This is a genomic window from Eggerthia catenaformis OT 569 = DSM 20559, assembly GCF_000340375.1.
Classification (GTDB): domain Bacteria; phylum Bacillota_I; class Bacilli_A; order Erysipelotrichales; family Coprobacillaceae; genus Eggerthia; species Eggerthia catenaformis.
The window spans coordinates 161,536-179,881 of the sequence record NZ_KB446647.1 but is presented as its reverse complement, the minus strand read 5'-3'; the positions used below and the strand labels follow the sequence as shown (position 1 = coordinate 179,881).

The following is an 18,346-nucleotide window of genomic DNA, read 5'->3' as shown; positions in this document are numbered from 1 at the left end:
TAAATTACTCCTTCCATTTGTATTCTAAAATAAATTTTTCATATATTCTCTTCAAGAATTCTTTCTCATGCTGCTCCAGTTCTTTTGCTTCTAAAGCAGAATGATTGCTATGGCTATATATATTTATTCGCTTAATATAAGAATCTTTATCCTCTTCATTTATTAAATCTTTCCAGTTGTTATATCCTAAAAAATGTGCTGTCTTTTCTAACAAATTACGCATCAAATTGAAGTGGTATCGTTTAATCGTATTATTTTCTATTGCTCTCTTTAGTTCATCTTTAAGCATCAAATGATATCCAAAGGGCATCTCATTATTCTTAAGCTCTACAATTGAATATTTGTCTTCATTTTTACTAAACCAAAGCTTCTTTGCTTTAGTCAATTCTGTATGCAAAACATTGTAAAACAGTGAATGGTGAGTTGAAATAATAAAATGCAAATTTTCATTTTTTGAGGAACCGATTATATGTTTTAATTCTAATGCTATATCAATCGCATGGTTATCATCCAAAGATGAAATAGGATCATCTATAAAGATATATTGTATATCATTAAATTCATCGGTACTTCTATCATTGATTTCATCAATATTCAACTCTGCTATAATTGTTTCCATTAGGACAAAAAATACAGTCCAGATAAAGATACTTTCCTCGCCTTTGGATATTTTGATATTTTCAACTGATTTCTCATCTCCGGTAGGTAAGCTAAAGGTGATTTCTCCTGTGCTTGTATTGATGTTAGGTTCAATCTTTGAAGAAGTAAATTCTTTAAATCTCTCTGCTATTTCGTTTTCTTTGCCTTGTCGTTCTATCAACTCAATAAAACTAGAGTTCTTATTAAGTTTAAGTTTTCTCTCATTGTCATTTTCTAAATCATTGTCCCAAGAAAATAAATCTTCCGTGAAAGCATTATAATAAACCACATGCTTTATAACTTCATCATTTTTCGACTCATTAACAAGATTTTTAAATTCCATTGACAATCTTGTCTTTCCTGTTGCATTGAAAGCGTACAATAAAGCAACTTTTTTATTGGAATCTTTAATTTCTTGAGCTATTTCTGCTAAAGACCCATACTCCTCCATACTTTCACCTCATATCTTAATCATTTTTGTCGAAATCTAATAACTTCTCCCTGTAGTATTCATACTGTTTTTGCCTTAACTCTATTTCTTTTGGTAATCCTTGAGAAATATTCTTTACAATAGTATCAAATTTATCAAGAATAGAAATGATATACTCTTGAACTGTCATAGGAGGAATCAAAAATCTTAATTTTGGAATTTCTCCCAAATTTATTTTTATTGGATTAGCCATGTGTAATGTTCGTTTATCCAATTCTTTTTTGCCATGTTTACTCTCAATCAAATATTTTAAAAATTTGCTTAAAACAATATTTTGATTTGGTCTTAATAAAGTTAAAGTTACATAATAAGCTAAATCTTCATTATTTTCTACTAATGCACATGTTCCAATATCACCTATTCTGGTCATAAATAAATCATCTTTTCGTGGTTTGATTTTATATTCATTAAATGCTTCAGTTGATATAAATTTATCTGTACCATAAATATTTTTTATATTTTGTACACTTGCAAACGGAATCCCTTCATTAGTATATTTAGGTGTTTGATGTGTACCATCATAGCATTCGCAAAATTCACCTAAACTCTTCCATTCACCACCAAAAAGTTTAACTCCAGCAATATCTGCAGCTTTTTCCAATATAACAAAATAATCGCTAGATATTACCTGTCTGTCTGTCTGTCTGTCTGTCTGTCTGTCTGTCTGTCTGTCTGTCTAAGAATTGTTTCGCCCTCTATATCAAATGTCAAGAGTTTTTCACGATAATATTCATATTGTTTTTGTCTTTGCTCAATTTCCTGTGGCAACAAGCCTTGCGTATCAGAAAGTAACGATTGGAATTTATCAAGGATTTCAACCACCTTTTCTTGTACCCCAATAGTTGGAACTAGAATTTCTACTCTTTCTATTTCATCTCTCGATAATCTAGGTACACTTCCTTTTCTGACTTTTGATTTTATTAAACTTTGTTTGTTCAATAGAAAATAATATATATACTTATTTAAAATACTATCACTAGTTATCACAAAGACATCATCCGCCGCCCAAAAGTCATCTTCAATATAAAAGATATCTCCTGCTGCCCCTGCCGAAATTACACAAGCTTTGTCGCCAGTAAAATTTTTATCATGATAATATCCTAGAGGCGTTAAGCTATTTTGAAAAACAGGGAATTCTCCTGTTTCTTTGAGCTCGCTTCGTACAAGTCTTTTCCCCCTTATTATTTCTGCAATCTCTTTTAATTTAACTTTTTTAAGGGAAGTGTTATATTCAATAAAAAGCTCTTCTGATATTTTGTTCAAATATCCCTCACTCAAAAGCATATCTCTATAATACTCATACTGTTTAGTTCTAGCCTGTAATTCAGCCTGTAATTCAGCCTGTAATTCAGTAACATAATTTGTGAATTTGTCAAGTGTTTTCACAATTTTTTCTTGAATTTCTATGGATGGGATTGGTATTTCAAATCGTCCTAAATCTTTACCATATACATGCGGAATGCCACTGCCTTGTTTTAACTCAAAAATTTTATGCTGAATACTTAACAGCCAATGATATAAATATCGCTTATTTAAGCTTTCATTTGGTTCTACTGAAAATGCGTCACTTAAAAAAATTGGTTGTTCCCAATAGCTTACAAACCCTGCATAAGCTCCACTACCTGCGATAGCAATAGTTATTCCATTTCTATTGCTGATTCCGTGGTAGTAAGCCGGTTTTTGTCCACCAGCAATAACAGGTATTTTTCCATCTATAATATCTTTCTTTGTAATAGCCTGTCCTCTTCGAAATTCACATACTTCCCCTAATTTTCTCCACTCAACCTTTTCATTTTTTAACAGTTCATCTATTTTACTCATCTTCAAGCTCCTTTACTATTTCATTTATGGAAGCTCTAAGCTCATCTATTTTTTTAACAGTTTCTTCAATTTCCTTATTTAGAACTTTAATATCAATTACTTCTCTTGTATCTTCTTTTTCCACATAAGTTGAAACGGAAAGATTATAATCATTTTCTTCAATTTCCGCTCTGTCTACATATCTTGAGAAATATTCTTTTTCCGTTCTGCTTCTGAACTCATCAACTATTATCTTAATATTTTTTTCTTCTAAAATATTGTTGTTGGTTTCTTTCTTAAATTCTTTGCTTGCATCAATAAACAGGATTTTATTTTCTGTCTTATTCTTAGCCATAACTAAAATACAAGTAGCTATTGATGTTCCAAAAAAAAGATTTTCAGGAAGCTGAATTACACAATCAATAAAGTTATTGTCCACAAGATATTTTCTGATTGTCTTTTCAGCTCCTTTTCTGTAAAAAATTCCCGGAAAGCATACGATTGCAGCCCTTCCCTTACTCGAAAGATATGCTAATGAATGCATAATAAAAGCATAGTCGGCATAAGACTTTGGTGCCAACTTGCCTGCCGGTGCAAACCTTTCATCATTTATCAAAGTAGGATCAGCATCTCCCACCCATTTGATTGAATAAGGAGGATTTGAAACAATGGCATCAAACGGCTTTTCATCTCTATGTAAAGGATTAATTAAAGTGTCTCCCCTTTTGATTGAAAAGTTATTGTAATTCACATTGTGAAGGAACATATTCATACGAGCCAGATTAAAGTTAGTCATATTGATTTCCTGCCCGAAAAAGCCTTCATCAATAATATGCTCATCAAATTGCTTTTTCATCTGTAAAAGCAAACTTCCACTGCCACATGTAGGGTCATACACCTTGTTAATATTTGTTTTACCATCCATAACAAGTCTTGATAGAAGTTTTGATACAGTTTGCGGAGTAAAAAATTCTCCACCCGATTTACCGGCATTGCTCGCATAATTTGAAATCAAATACTCATAGGCATCACCAAAAGCATCTATATCGTTATTCTGAAAATTTCCAAAATTAATTCCAGCTATTCCTGTCAGTATATCTGCCAGCCTTTTATTTTTTTCTGCTACAGTTCCACCTAAACGGTTACTTGTTGTGTCCACATCTTCAAACAAGCCTTTGATATCATCTTCCGATGCAAATCCTACTGCACTGCCTTCAATCGCTTTAAATATATTCGCTAAATCCGTATTTAAGTTTTCGTTGTCTTTAGCTGTTTTAACAACATTTTTAAACAACTGGCTTGGCAATATAAAAAATCCCTTATCTTCAACAGTATTAGGTCTAAAATCCTCTTCTGCTTCCTTATCAGAAATTTCGGCATAATCAAATTCTAAATCACCGGCTTCGTGTTCTGCCAAATTGAAAAATTCAGTAATATTTTCGGAAATAAATCTATAAAACAAAATTCCTAGTATATATTGTTTAAAATCCCATCCATCTACTGCCCCGCGAACATCATCAGCAATCGCCCAAATTTTTCTATGCAACTCTGCTCTTTGTATTGTTTCATTGTTACCCTTAGTTAAATCTGACATCCCTTTCTACCTCACTTTATTTATCAAACTTTTTATTAAGTCCTTATCTTCTATCTTTGTAATTCCAAAACTCTTTTTACCCGCATCTTTTATTGATGCTCCAATATGATAGACTTCTGTTTTATCTATGACTAAAAATCTATCATGGAAATCCGTAGTAGTTTTAACTGATAGTTTTGGATATTGAGCATTAAATTTCGTTATATCCTTTATTGATAAATTGCCCTTTCCTGCTGTAGCTATAAAAACATCCACGCCCTGTTTTTTCTTACACAAAATATTTAAAGTGTTGATATCCACATAGTTGTCAATTAGGATTATTTCTTTCTTAGCCTTTTGGATAATCCCTACAATAAAGCTGAAAGCATCATATACTTGCCCATCGAAAAAGATATTTTGTTTTACTTCAGCGTTGGTCGCAATATAGTTAAATATTTCTTCCAGCTTCTTATCCGTTTCTAATTGTTTTAACTCCACTCTGTCAAGACGAGCAAACATCTCTTTGTTTGAAAGGAGAAATCTTCTCATCTCCACAAAGCTATTCATGATTTTAATGCTAACTTCCACTGCCACATCGCTTTTAAGAACAGCGGAAAGCATAGCAATACCCTGCTCTGTAAAAACATATGGCATATATCTTCTGCCACCATAATTATTATTTGAACTTGAGCTTCCATTTTGGAATCTCAAGTTTTCATATTCAAGTTCCGTTAATTGAAAACAAAAATGTTCTGGAAATCTTGATAAATTTCTTTTCATCGCTTTATTTAAATTACCGGTAGTAACTTTATATAGTTCTGCGAGATCACTATCGACCATTACCTGTTTGTCTCTAATTGTATAAATCATATTCTGTATTTCTCTATTATCAACAATGACGAGATTTTTATCTTCTGCCATAAATACCTTCATCTTTTCCTTAAACCGGTCACAATCTGTTACCAATCAATTCTATCCTACCTTGAGGTTACATTTTGGCACCTCAACTTTTATTTATTTCTTTTGCTTTATAATCGAAACCATATCTCCAAAATCAACATTTAACTTTATTCCTATACGATATAAAACTTCCATACTGACAAACTCTCCTCTGCCCATTTTAGATACTGTTGCAGGAGATAATTCACAAGCCTTTGCCAAATCTTTTTTATTCATATTCTTATCTATCAAAATTTTCCACAATCCATTATAACTGACTTTCATATATTTACCTCTTAATTATAAATTCGTGAAGTTATTTTACAAATATAATAGCATTTTTTACAGTGCTTTAAAAGTACCGTGACTTAAAATATTTGAAATCTCATAGCATATAATTGAGAGTCTTCCGCTGTAAGTTCCATATGCATATAAAAAGCACATAGCTGAAAGATTTTACTCTCAAGCTATGTGCTTTAACAATGTGAATATTGTTTTGTACAGATAATCAATGCAATAAGTAATCACATATTTTCACAACAGCAATCCCGTTTATAACAAAATTACATATAAAATGTGCTGTCATTGTAACATATATGTTTTTTGTTTTAATGTAGGAAATGCTCAATGGCAAAGCCCATATCATACATAAGAAAACTCCCCAAATTGTAAATGTATGTTCTAAAGCGTATGCAAACATGCTAAACAGTGTTGTCAAAATTAAAATTTTCCCATTTTTAAAAGATATAAGGTTTTTTCTATAAAACACTTCTTCTACGATTGGTGGCAATATTATTGTGGAACCTATAAACAGAATAAGCTTTAGCCAATTATCCGCTTTTAAATTAATCATTTCCGTACTAAGATATGGAAACATATTTTCCAAGATATTTGTAAATACGAAAGCAAGACAAAAGAACAATATCGTCAACATTACCTGCTTCCAAAAAGCATTTTCTCCTTTTACAGAAGCTAACCACTCCTTAATTGAAAAATCTTTTCTTAACCAAAAATATATTGCTAATACTATATAAAACAAAAAATTGATGTATATATAATATCCTTGAAATAGCAAACAGGCTAATACAAATAGTACCTCAGCAATAATTGGAAAGATATTTAATTTGATATATTTATTGTCCATACACTCGTCCCAAGTTACTGTTATTCCCACTCGATATATCCATTGATTTTGTTTTGTATAAATAGCATAAAATCAAGGGTTTTATAATTGGATTTAGCCTTATTATCCGTTTTATTTCTGTTTCTCCGATTTTTTGCAAGCATATTGCAAGCACAGAATATCAAACTAAATAAACTAATCTGATAATTCTTTTTCTACTTTTTCAACCATTGCGTTATAATGTACCTCATCTAGATCTTTTATCATTTTTAAAATATCATTTATTACTGTCTGGCTACTAGCATCTAAAACTTCAGTGTCTAATTCTTCAAGAACATTAATCTTTTTTTCATGAGAATATATGTTTATAAATTTATATATTCTTTCTCTAACTATATCATTTTCATTTCCTGGCAAAGCAGCATTCAGTAGTGCCATTAAGTCCGCTCGTTGCTTTGGAAATTTAAAACTCAAAAATGATTCAACAAGTTTTCTTGCAACATTCCCACAAAAAATCATTTCTTGTTTCGATAAAGTTTTATCTTTCAACGAATACACCATATTAAAAATATAGTCATATTCCGTGGCTTGTTTTAGACCTTCTCCACCATCATTCAAAAAAGCAAATCTCACTCCATTTTCAAATTTATTTTCGATTCTATATATGCTGTAATTAGGATGTTTTTTATTATCAACTTTAATATGTTTTTTATTAAACCATCCAAATACTAGTGAAAAGAAATTATAATTATGTGTCAATACAAATAATTGTTTTGCTTTATCACATTCAGACTTCATATATGCATATGCAGAAAAAAGTTTATTTGAATCAAAACTGGATATTGGGTCATCAATCACAAGAATGATATCTTCCATTTTTCTGCCATTCTCTTTAATTTTTATTATGAAGTAAATAAACGCGATCGCAGTTTTCTCACCCTCACTTAAATTTTTAGCTTCTTCCCTACCGTTTCTATAAATTTTATATCCTTTTTCATTTTTATCAAATTGTATCTTTATTTCTCCATAGCCTAGAAATTTTTCAAGTTTTTCATTAAATTCCTCAGCTCCTAAAGTTTCACTAGACAACTTATTTTCTATAGTTATGTATTCCTCTTCCTTTTTATTAAATGTTTCTTTTATTTTATCCAAATCGCTTTTGCATTGCTGTATTGATAATTTTTTTTCATTATAGTGCAACTGTTCAATTTGTTCTCGGATATAATGTCGTTCGATGCACTTCTTGGCGTTTCTTATAACGGCATCAAAATTCCTAGTTTTTTCATTATGCGTATCAATATATTCTTTTATTTTACTTATTACCAAATTTAATCCATTAGAGGCATTTATTATTTTATTGATTTCAAATGTCTTTTCCAATTTTTCGAATGGTTTTTTCTGTTTTTCTTTTAATACTTCAATATAAACTTCTATCTCATGGTTGATTAATTTTGAAATTTTCCTATATTCAGAATTTTGCTCTTTCACCTGTTCTAATAATTCATCATAAAAGTCACTTTCATCTATTAAAACCAAATCCGCATTGATTTTATACGATTCCCAGTTATTTATCAGTAAAATAATTTCTGAATTTAATTCACTTAATGCATTGCTGAAATGTGCCTCCAAGCTTTCTATTCTTTCATTAGTAATGTTAGCACCACAAAATGCACAAGTCTTTCTGTGTTCAGTTTTATGTAAATTTAACCCATTTTCTACCCAACTTGATAATTGAGAATTATTTTTTAATTCTTCTATGACTATTGAAGCAACACTTTTAGTGAGCAAGTCATTGGTTTTACGGATGTCCTCTCGAATATTATCTAAGTCTAAAGAATATATCGGCTTTGTAATAGCCTCTTTTTTGATTGGTCTTGCTTTTTTTATTACAGCATCTAATTCTTCTTCCTTCATTAAGTCGTTTTCAGATATAGAATTAGTTTCATCTTCAATCAAAGACAAAACTTTCCTCTTATCATAATTCATATAGTAGCTATCAGTGGTATCTAATAACTGAAGATTATTCTTTACATTTTTCCCGATGTTAGTTAAAATTTTTTGCAGTTCTTTTTCTTTGTCTTGTAATTCTTTTTCTCTATCTTCACTATCTTTCAACATTCCTTTTTTATCTTCATTTCCATATAATTCCTTTTTTAATGAATTATATAATTTCATTTCGTCTATATTTTCTTCATCTAACAATAGTATGCTTTTTAAAATCCCATTCCAATCTATATTATCTTTTATAAAATCCTCATTAAATACTTTGATAAATTCATTAGATATGGGCATCTGTTTTTCTGTATATACTTTACCATCAACGCAAACTGAAGTTTTAAACCCATTGTATAATTCAGATATATCTTTTCCACTAAATGAACTAAATAATCTTGATAATGTACTTTTCCCTGAACCATTCCAGCCATATATTAAATTGTATTTCTTAAATTCATTAATTTTACTAGAAGTAAAATTTTTATATATTCCTAAATTTTCAATTTTCCCAATCTTGGTAATCATGTTGTTCTTGTCTCCTATATAATATCTATGTTTTATACTCTCCAGTACTGGAGCATCTATATAGCTCTCATCTACATAAGTTGCAGCTTGTTCTGGGCTCTTAATTGTAATTCCTAAATCTTTACTTATTAAACCACTCGACGATTACCTTGTATAAGATTACTATATTTGTTATTCAATAATTCATCACAATAGAAATAGTCTATTTTATCCAAGATACTTGCAAAGTCTAAATATTCTATCGAGGAAAATTCATCAGTCTCTAACCCTGTATTGAGAACATATTTATAATCATCAAAGTCATAAAATTTATCAGCATTATCAGATGTCAAATTGTCATGAATTCTTGCTGATTTTGCTATCAAGCAAACATACTGAAAATCTTTGTCAATATATTGCGTTTTATTATTTGGATGAGCCATTGAAAAATGCTGATTTGGTGTAAGCATAATTAGATTCTCAATAAAATCTGCTATACTAGGATAATCAGACTGAGCAAAAATATGGTGAGCTTGTGTTGCTTTAACCAATTCTGTACTTTGACATACTTCTGATTGCCCATTATTGAATATATCATTAAATTTACGCACAGCCTTTTTAGCCTTATTAACAGTGTATGTTGCTAAAGCTCTCGCTTGTAGTTGTGCTACTGTAGGTTCATATTCTGACCTTGTTACTGACTTATCCTTACCGCTCAACTCATCTCTCCAATTAGAACGATTATATTGCAAATCATTCAATGTAATTACAAACTTTGATATTCTTCCCTTTTCAGTGCCTAATTTCTTTAGTTTAAACGCTAGCGGATTTATAACCTTAGTAAAAATTCTTCCACATTCTGTCTCGCCATTTATTTTTGTATTGTTAATTGTAAAACTTATAAAGTTATCTCTCACTTCTTTATAAGAATCCTTAGTTTGTATTCTAAAGAAGTCCTCAAATGACTTCATTAATCCACTGTCCGATAAAACTTTGCTAATATATTCGTATAGGAAATTCAATGCGTTCATGGGTCTTAATGCTATTTTATCCAAAATTTCTTGATTGTTTATAGAATAATAATATCTATTTTTTTCTTTTCTCACATTAAGCACATGACTATAACCTAAAAGTTTTATGGGTTGCCCAAAATATTTATCATATTCATTTCCGGCTTTTAATTCGGGATCTGGCTTAGAAAAAATCGAAACCACATTTTCTCTTGCATAATCACTATGCCAAATATCCGATACAGTAAATTCTTCAGAATTAGAATTTTCTACATATTCATTTATACAGTCTGCAATTATAGAAACCACATCATATGTACACTTCTGGTCGAACCATCGTGCATCACCAGACTTCCTAATATCATAATCATATTGACTTAAAAATTCATTATACAAACTCATATAACACCTCTAACATCATAGTTCCCATCCTATATTAAAATAATCAATCGCTAATAAAATATCTCTTTCCGTAGTTTTCCCTATTAATTGTTGTTCAAGCCTACTAATAATTCTCTCACGTTCATTTGGAAAAACATTCCTGCTATATCCAGCATCATATACTGAAAAATCATACTCAGCTATTAAGTGATTAATATATTTGTTAGAATTTATTCTACATGTAATAGCATCCCCTCTTCCAGCACTAGATACCCTCCATAAATCATGTAGATGATAATTAAGCATCTCCATATCTTTATAATAATGAATTCTACATTCTTTAGCCCATGCACCATCAACATGATTTCCCTCTATATGAATACTAATACTATTATCAAACTTTGTTATATTCTCTCCATGCCCATTGTAATGTCTAATATTAGATAAAAATCCCAATGTTTTGGCATATTCGAATAAATCAGTAAACTCTATCCCAGATTCACCCCAACGTGGATTATCTGTAGTAAAATCAAGATTAATCATTTTTCCCTCCAGCTTCAAATTTTAAATCTGTATTAACCCCAAACCAATAACAACTTGTTTTATCAACATTCAAGGAACGAGTTTGGTAATTCCTTGCTATTCTATAAAATTTTCTAAATTCATCACTCGAAATATAATCCAATTGATTTTGATTTATATTTATATTTTCTTCTTTGGGAATTAATACGGCTACAGAACCATTAACAACATATCCCTTATCTTTTTTTATAATGCGTGGTTTATAGGTCATATTAGGTGTCAAATATACTCCTGTATCATTAAAAAATTTGTTCACAGTTAGCTTTGAAACGGTTTCTATATCTATAAAAGAATCATATCCCTCTATTGTAACTATCTTTCCTGTATCTAATATGTTTCTAGATTTCAACACTCTGATTTGATACTTATCAGTTCTGTTTAACGAAGTATTTCCGTTAGTTATTTGTCTATCTCTAAAAACATCAAAAATTCCAAATTTCATTTTCCTAAAAACTTCATCAAAAAAATCATTTCTATAAATTATCCAGTATGGTAAATTATCATCGAAAATATATTTACTTTTTTGATTTATCGAAATCCCTAAAGTAGTCGATATTATTTTTGTATACATTGGAGTCTGATTACAATCTATAACTAAATTAATAGTTTCAACAAGAACTCCCTTGAATCCATTTTCACCAAAATCAATTATGCTATCAATCCTATTTGTGATTAGCAAATCTCTTGTATCTTTAAACTCTGGTGTATTCAATATGGTTTTCGGCAAAATCATAGATATATACCTTGCACTTGAAATTGCTTTCTCCAAAATAAATTCTGCAAGGTTTGTAGAGTTTTTATTAAAATTATTTTTAAGTAACTTATTTCTATAAGAACCACTAATTTTAGAGAAAGGTGGATTACCTATGATTAAATCGACTTTATCATGCCTATAGTCCATATAATCATCACAAACAAATCTAATTTTAAAATTACTAGGTATATTTTTTTCATCATATAAAATTTTAAGTGTCTCTATTGCATATTCATCAATATCTACAAGTGTAAGGTTTACAAGCTTTTTGTTTGCATATTTCTTAAAAATAAAAGGAAGAAAATTTCCTGAACCTACAGATGGCTCTATAATACTAATCTCTTCTGCTTCCAGTTCTGGTAAATTTTCAAAAATATCTTGGACAATATGCTTATTCGTAAAATAGGCAGAATTTTTTTGTCGCTTTGCATTTGCATATTCAATTATCATCGATAACGTTGACAAACTTAAGCGATTTTTATTCTCATGCAAATATTTTTTTAAATTACCATTTTCATCAAGTTTATTCTCTTCAATGATTTCTTTAATATCCCTATATGTCAATTTTGGTAACAAAAGAAATTGTTTAATTTTAGCTGCTATCTGTTGAAAAATAGCCGTAGGAACAGCCTCCCCAATACTCTGTCTAATGTTCATTTCTTCTTTTTTGGATATTTTCTGTTTTTCTACTACAGATAATTGGTTTAAATAACTTAAATCATAATCCAACCATTTAAATGAATCTGGAATTGTCATCATACGCATTAGTTCTCTAATTGAAAAAACCCTGTTATCGATAGGATGAACTGTATTTTGACTTGCCATCTGATCATTTCTTGTATGAATACACGGCGCTACCTTGTTGTAGATTTGTCTTGTATATTTATCCGCATTCTTTGACTTATTTATAACTAATTCCCCATTAACAATTCTATGAGGTTTCAATTCGTCACTTTTATTATTAAATGCACTTTGTCCTTCTTCTAAATGTTCTATCCACGGCAGCATATGCTTAGGATATGTTCTGAAACTATGAAAAAAATCCTCAGAATCATACTCTCCCCAATTGAGACTCTTCATATTGCCAATAACTTCAAACAATGTTTTTTCAACAGTATAATCAGGCATTAATTCAATAGCAGAAATGTCATCAGAGAACTTCTTGTCAACACCAATCACGAGTGTACGAGTTCTAGAAGAATTTGAGCCATAATTTTTAAAATTCAGTACTTCATTATGAATCAAATAAGATCCCCCTAACTCTTCAGTTATCATTTCACCTATTGTTACAACACATCCTGTTTTATCCAAACAACCAGTTTTCCAAAAAGCAGCAACATTTTCAAACACAAAAAATCTTGGATTTATATTTTTAATTAAATCCACACTTTCTTTTATTAAGCTATTTCTTTCAATCTCTTTATCTTTTTTCTTATGGTTCGCAACGCTCATTCCTTGGCATGGTGGGGTTGCTATAACTACATCAACTCTATCATTCCCTAACTTATCCCACTTTTTAATTTCACCATATATTAAATTTTTAGTTGCATTTTCTTTTATATCTGCTGCAATATATCCACTTTCAAATTTACATTTTTTATTTATTTTTTGTATATTTAGCCTTTTCTCCAGCAACTCGTTCGTGGCTATACATTCAAAACCTTCAAGCTTAAAACCATAACAGCCTACTCCCGCAGAGGAAAATAACGAAACATACGTGGGTTTATTTTGTATCATACTTTACTCCCTTTCTCAAAATTTTCATCTGCAATATGTTCAATTACATCATTTACATCACAATCTAATTCATCACAAATCTTATCTATCATTCTCAAGCTAACATATCTATCTTTCCCCATATTAGCTAATGTTACAGAATTCATACCTGTAATATTTTTCAAATCTGTTTTAGTCATATTTTTATCGATAAGTAACTTCCATAATCTATTGTAACTAATAGCCATATTTCCACCTTTATTTTTGTAAATATAATATTTATAAAAGTATACCACAAATACATATTTTTTTCCATCAAAAATCGGTGTAATATAAAATCACACCGACCATAAAATTATCTTTCTTCTTTCGATATTTTATTCTTTCCCTTAGTATTTTCTCTTTCCTCACTCTGATGTCTCCTAATTGCACCAATAACTGATTCCTTTTTCTCTGTTTTATCCCTACCAAGATACTCATTCATATTAACTTTCAGATGCTGCAATTCATCATACTGTTTTAATAATGAATTATGTTTCTTGATTATCTCCTCTTGTTTAGCTTGCAATTCTTTAGAATGCTCGTTTAATTTCCTAAAAAGATTTTTACCTGATTTTTTCTTCAATCCTTCTAATACAGTATCTTTCAAATGCGGAAATTGCTTAAGAAAAATATCTATTTCCTCATAGGATTTCTGATAGGCTTCTATATCTTTTCGGTTCATCATCATATAAATTTTATCATTCGGATTTTTGCGATAACCCTGATAATGCTCTCTTTTGCTGATACAGATTTGAATATGCTTAACCACTTCCTTTATCCTCTTTTGTTCCCATGAAAGTTTATCAAATTCTTGTTTCAATTCATTTTTTTGAAATGATATTTTTTGAATTCCTTTTTCCAATGCTTCCATAGAGTTAAAGCCTTTATCTCTTATTTTTAACAGAATTTTGGATGCTACTTGCATGTTGGTATGAACTACCCAATCCTGATTTCCATATTTGGTTTTATCAATAAATTCTCCTATTTCTTTATCTTTATTTCGGATTCTTTCTTTGATTTTTTCTTCTGTGTAATTATCACCTATGGTTTTCGCTCTGGTAAATCTCTGCTGATTTTTCTGTTTGAAAGCAATATACTTTCCAAACTTAATTTCATATCCATATTGTTCCATTATTTTAAGAAAATGTTCCCAATTTATTGCTTTTTGAATTACTCTATCCATATCAAATTGAAGTCTTGATTTATAACTTTTACCTTTTTTATCTTCATTCCAGTCATACCAATTCACGAACTTTCTTCGCTTAATCTCGTTGATTTCCTTTTGCGTTTCAACATCTATTACCGATAAATTATGTTCCTTGCACAACCTGTCACTCTGATTTCGGATATTCATATATGAGTCATAGTAGGAATGGTAAACTTTGCCCTCATCAACATCTATGGAGTTAAAAATTATGTGATTGTGGATATGATCTTTGTCGATATGCGTTGCTAAGACATATTCATATTTACCCTCTAAAATCTTTTCGCAAAGTTCGATTCCCACTTTATGTGCTTCTTCAAAGCTCACTTCTTCCGGAACAAAGGATTGGATTAAATGATGGGCTAAAGTCTTTGTCCTCGACTTAAACTGTTTCTTGGTAAGTTCAAATTCCTTATGAGCATTTTCTCTGCTGCAAAGATGTGTGGTAACATAGATTTCATCATCGGTTTTATCGCCATTGCAGATATAATCTATCGCTTTTTTCAGCGTTGTTTTAATCGGATGTATCTTCGTAACAGCCATCAGCCGATTACCTCATTGATGATATAATCCGAAACTTTTTCTCGAAGCTCGGACAAGAAAAGAAGTTCACCTTGCAAGGCTTTCTTGATGCTCTCAATATCATCTTTGTAGATAATTCCTGTGGTGTTTACCACCTTCGCTATCTGATTTAGGTTCGCTGAGTTACGACTGACAAGAGAAGAAAGCTCTCTGAGTTCTTTTCTAAACTCACCGGATAAATCAATGCTGATAATTCTATTCTTGAAAATACTATCTCTATAAAACTCTCTTTTACTTTTGAAATTGGTCAATGCAAATCTTCGGTTAAGCTCATTCATATCTTCTTCATTCACCATAAAGTGAACGGTACAGTTGTTTTTACGATTAACGATCTTTGACATTTATCATCACTCCTTTCTTTTTCGGGGTATTAGGGTTCTCCCTAAAATTGATTAAGCTGAATTGCCAGCTTACAAGCCTACTTTTTCGACTGTGGTCAAAAAGTATATGCTTGCTATCTCACTGAAAATAATACTTTTACTAATAATCTCTTATAACTATCACAGAAAAACAGTGGGATTCAGTCTTTAGAAATGCTTCTCAATATTTCCTCTGATTTTTATGAAAGTTTGAAAGTTGTCGCTACCACTACCTCACTACCTTGTCATACGGGTAGCAAAGTAGCGGTAGTGAACTTTTTCAAAACCCTTAGAATGGTATGTCCGTAGAATCAACTTCAATAAAATCAGTATTTTCATTTCTCTTATAAAACTTCTTGCTAACACGAACCACTCCGTCAATTCTTACTTTCTTACTTTTTACAGATGGTTCAAGTCTCCATTCATCTAACATCTCGTTTGCCATTAGTTCTGAAAACACTTTTTCATTTGTTTCAGGATACCTGCTCGTAAACTCGGCAGAACACAACAAATTCGATTTATCGGACTTTGTAGTTTTCCATTCCATAAAATCATAAAAGTTTTGAACATGACGATTTTCATTTTTGTGCATTTGAATAACAATATTTAAATCGTTCCTTAATTCTTTTGGTAAGGTAAAGTCATGCAGATTGTTTTCATAAATATACAAAGCTTCTGCTACTGCTCCTTTGAAATCATCATGAATCATTTTTTCATGTTCTTTCCTGCTGATCTTCTCTAATTGGGAGAATTTTTCTGTATCATACATAATTGGAATCTGAATGTTATCTTTCATAACTTCAACAGGTAAATATCTTCTTTCCCCGGAAAAATCCCCTAAAAATGTTCCATCATTTGTTGTCGCAATTAATATGCAGGTTCGTTTTACATCTGTTGAAAACCGTTCATATGGAAGTCTTACTGTGCTTGTCCTTGCCGATATAAACAGCTTCGCTTCATCGGCACTTTTTGCATTTCTAAGAGCAACAAATTCTTCAAGCTCAACAACAATCTTTCCCACCAAATTGCTTACCGCATCTTTACCTTTGATATTATTTAAGGAGCAATACCATTCAGGAAGTAATGCAAGTTTTTCTATAAAAGAGGTCTTTCCCACACCTTGAATTCCTGTAAGAACCATAAGTTCATCAAATTTACAACCGGGATTAAAAACTCTCTTTACCATGCCTACTAAAATGTGTTCCATAATCCAAGCATTTAATTTTGTATCTTCCGCTCCAAGATATTTAGACAAAAGATTTTTAATATAGGCTTTTCCGTCATAACTTAATGATTTCATATACATAGCAGGTAAATTAACGGTTCTCTTATGTGCAACAAAGGTAATGGCATCTTCAATTTTGTTTTTAGCATATTTGATTCCAAATTCTCTTTCGATTTCAACTCCAAGAATATTTGTCATATGGTCATTCCAATTTCTTATTTCAGGTTCAGAAATTTTTTCTCCTTTCAGCCTACCGTAAAATTGAACAGTTCTGCTGCATGTATCAAAAAAAATATTTCCCATCAAAATATCCTGTTCTTTACAAAAGCATGGATTTATAAGCACAGTAATCAGATTGGTTGCTGTACTTTTGACTTGTCCTTTTTCTGTGATTTCAAGCTCTCGTTCTACATAATCGCTTAGCTCCACATCATCAAATTTAAGCCAATTATTCAAGCGAATACCCTCCTTTACTTCTGTGATAGTTATAATCCCAATACCTCTTATTCCCTCCCTGTATCGCTTTTGAAATACTGTCTTCCAAGTATTTCAGATATCCTTTTTCCGTTCTTCTTTTGCTGCGATCGCCAATGCGATTAAGTGCAGATTTTAAAAATAATTCTTTCATCATTTCTGCATTTCCATGAGTAAAACTGTTTAGAAAAAGAAGTAACGAAAAGTCATCTTTACTGGTATCTCCGCTGGTGTATGAGCCTTCAAACAATGCTCTTGCCCTTGCGTTATACCTGCACATCGTTTCTATAACCTTATCGGTTTCCGAAACACTGTTTGACCTCTGATAAGTCAAAATCTTTTTTCTAATACTGTCTTTTGGTGCAAATAACTTATAATATTTATCAAGTTCGCTTTGCTTTGAAATAACTTTCCCTACACCTGAGTTCTCAAATTTATGAGTATCACCTGTCATAGCAATACATCTGTTTTCTTGATACATCTCCACTTTTTCAATTTGGTTATTAAAGTTCTTTTCAATTTGTCCCCGAACAAAAATGTGTATACCTTTTCCCGACTGTGATATTTCTTTGTAGGTATCACTAAAGTCAGTCTGAAACATCTTGAGTATGTTCTCCTCAACATTGTCCAAGTCGATACACACAAACGGATCATCCCTGCTTAACACAAAAGACAATCCGTCACAACCACTACTCTCTATATTATTAACTGCTGTTTCAAAGTCTGCCCAGTTTTCTTTATTATTCCAATTACTTGACTTTAAAGTAATTGGACTCACAGGAAGCTTTAGTATTTTTTCCTTGCCTTTCAAGTCTACTCTTCTAATTTTCTTAAACCATAACCATTGTTTATACTGTCTTAATTCAATCGGAATATTTCGTAAGTAATTTTCCTTGTTAATCATCGTAACCTCTAATATTTATGTTGCTGACGGAAGTACAACCTGATAAAATA

At 30.8% G+C, this 18,346-nt stretch carries 16 protein-coding genes; all 16 read right to left on the bottom strand.

The window, feature by feature from the left end:
* Nucleotides 1–4: 4 nt before the first annotated feature.
* Nucleotides 5–1,090, bottom strand: a complete 1,086-nt coding sequence (locus tag HMPREF9943_RS03335; RefSeq protein WP_004802018.1) for an AAA family ATPase — start codon at nt 1,088–1,090, stop codon at nt 5–7.
* 16 nt (nt 1,091–1,106) lie between these two features.
* A complete protein-coding gene (locus tag HMPREF9943_RS03330) occupies nt 1,107–1,730 on the bottom strand; it encodes a restriction endonuclease subunit S (protein WP_004802017.1) in 624 nt (207 codons plus the stop codon).
* Between the two features lie 23 nt (nt 1,731–1,753).
* Nucleotides 1,754–2,950, bottom strand: coding sequence for a restriction endonuclease subunit S (locus tag HMPREF9943_RS03325; RefSeq protein ID WP_004802015.1), 1,197 nt, complete (start codon nt 2,948–2,950; stop codon nt 1,754–1,756).
* The gene (locus tag HMPREF9943_RS03320; RefSeq protein WP_004802012.1) at nt 2,943–4,523 is read right to left on the bottom strand and encodes a type I restriction-modification system subunit M; all 1,581 of its coding nucleotides are present in this window, start codon (nt 4,521–4,523) and stop codon (nt 2,943–2,945) included. Before HMPREF9943_RS03320 ends, HMPREF9943_RS03325 begins: the two co-directional genes overlap by 8 nt.
* 6 nt (nt 4,524–4,529) lie before the next feature.
* Entirely contained in the window at nt 4,530–5,423 is an 894-nt protein-coding gene (locus HMPREF9943_RS03315; protein ID WP_004802010.1) for an ORF6N domain-containing protein, read from the bottom strand.
* A 93-nt stretch (nt 5,424–5,516) separates the two neighbouring features.
* Nucleotides 5,517–5,726, bottom strand: a complete 210-nt coding sequence (locus HMPREF9943_RS03310) for a helix-turn-helix domain-containing protein (RefSeq protein WP_004802008.1) — start codon at nt 5,724–5,726, stop codon at nt 5,517–5,519.
* Nucleotides 5,727–5,949: 223 nt separating this feature from the next.
* A complete protein-coding gene (locus HMPREF9943_RS03305) occupies nt 5,950–6,585 on the bottom strand; it encodes a CPBP family intramembrane glutamic endopeptidase (RefSeq protein WP_004802006.1) in 636 nt (211 codons plus the stop codon).
* A 174-nt stretch (nt 6,586–6,759) separates the two neighbouring features.
* Complete coding sequence (locus tag HMPREF9943_RS03300) at nt 6,760–9,084, bottom strand: AAA family ATPase (RefSeq protein ID WP_004802005.1); 2,325 nt, start codon at nt 9,082–9,084, stop codon at nt 6,760–6,762.
* A gap of 128 nt (nt 9,085–9,212) precedes the next feature.
* Entirely contained in the window at nt 9,213–10,475 is a 1,263-nt protein-coding gene (locus HMPREF9943_RS03295; RefSeq protein ID WP_004802003.1) for a hypothetical protein, read from the bottom strand.
* A gap of 15 nt (nt 10,476–10,490) precedes the next feature.
* Nucleotides 10,491–10,997: a hypothetical protein gene (locus HMPREF9943_RS03290; protein ID WP_004802000.1), complete on the bottom strand. Its 507-nt coding sequence runs from the start codon at nt 10,995–10,997 to the stop codon at nt 10,491–10,493.
* The gene (locus HMPREF9943_RS03285) at nt 10,990–13,527 is read right to left on the bottom strand and encodes a DNA cytosine methyltransferase (RefSeq protein WP_004801998.1); all 2,538 of its coding nucleotides are present in this window, start codon (nt 13,525–13,527) and stop codon (nt 10,990–10,992) included. Before HMPREF9943_RS03285 ends, HMPREF9943_RS03290 begins: the two co-directional genes overlap by 8 nt.
* Nucleotides 13,524–13,754, bottom strand: a complete 231-nt coding sequence (locus tag HMPREF9943_RS03280) for a helix-turn-helix domain-containing protein (protein WP_004801996.1) — start codon at nt 13,752–13,754, stop codon at nt 13,524–13,526. Before HMPREF9943_RS03280 ends, HMPREF9943_RS03285 begins: the two co-directional genes overlap by 4 nt.
* Before the next feature lie 107 nt (nt 13,755–13,861).
* Nucleotides 13,862–15,295 (bottom strand): relaxase/mobilization nuclease domain-containing protein, encoded by a 1,434-nt coding sequence (locus tag HMPREF9943_RS03275; protein ID WP_004801993.1) that lies wholly within the window; start codon nt 15,293–15,295, stop codon nt 13,862–13,864.
* Complete coding sequence (locus HMPREF9943_RS03270) at nt 15,295–15,675, bottom strand: plasmid mobilization relaxosome protein MobC (protein WP_004801992.1); 381 nt, start codon at nt 15,673–15,675, stop codon at nt 15,295–15,297. Before HMPREF9943_RS03270 ends, HMPREF9943_RS03275 begins: the two co-directional genes overlap by 1 nt.
* A 307-nt stretch (nt 15,676–15,982) precedes the next feature.
* Nucleotides 15,983–17,374 carry a VapE domain-containing protein gene (locus tag HMPREF9943_RS03265; protein ID WP_004801990.1) on the bottom strand — a complete coding sequence of 464 codons (1,392 nt, stop codon included), beginning with the start codon at nt 17,372–17,374 and terminating at the stop codon, nt 15,983–15,985.
* The gene (locus HMPREF9943_RS03260; protein WP_004801988.1) at nt 17,367–18,296 is read right to left on the bottom strand and encodes a hypothetical protein; all 930 of its coding nucleotides are present in this window, start codon (nt 18,294–18,296) and stop codon (nt 17,367–17,369) included. The genes HMPREF9943_RS03265 and HMPREF9943_RS03260 overlap by 8 nt, the downstream gene beginning before the upstream one ends.
* Nucleotides 18,297–18,346 lie beyond the last annotated feature (50 nt).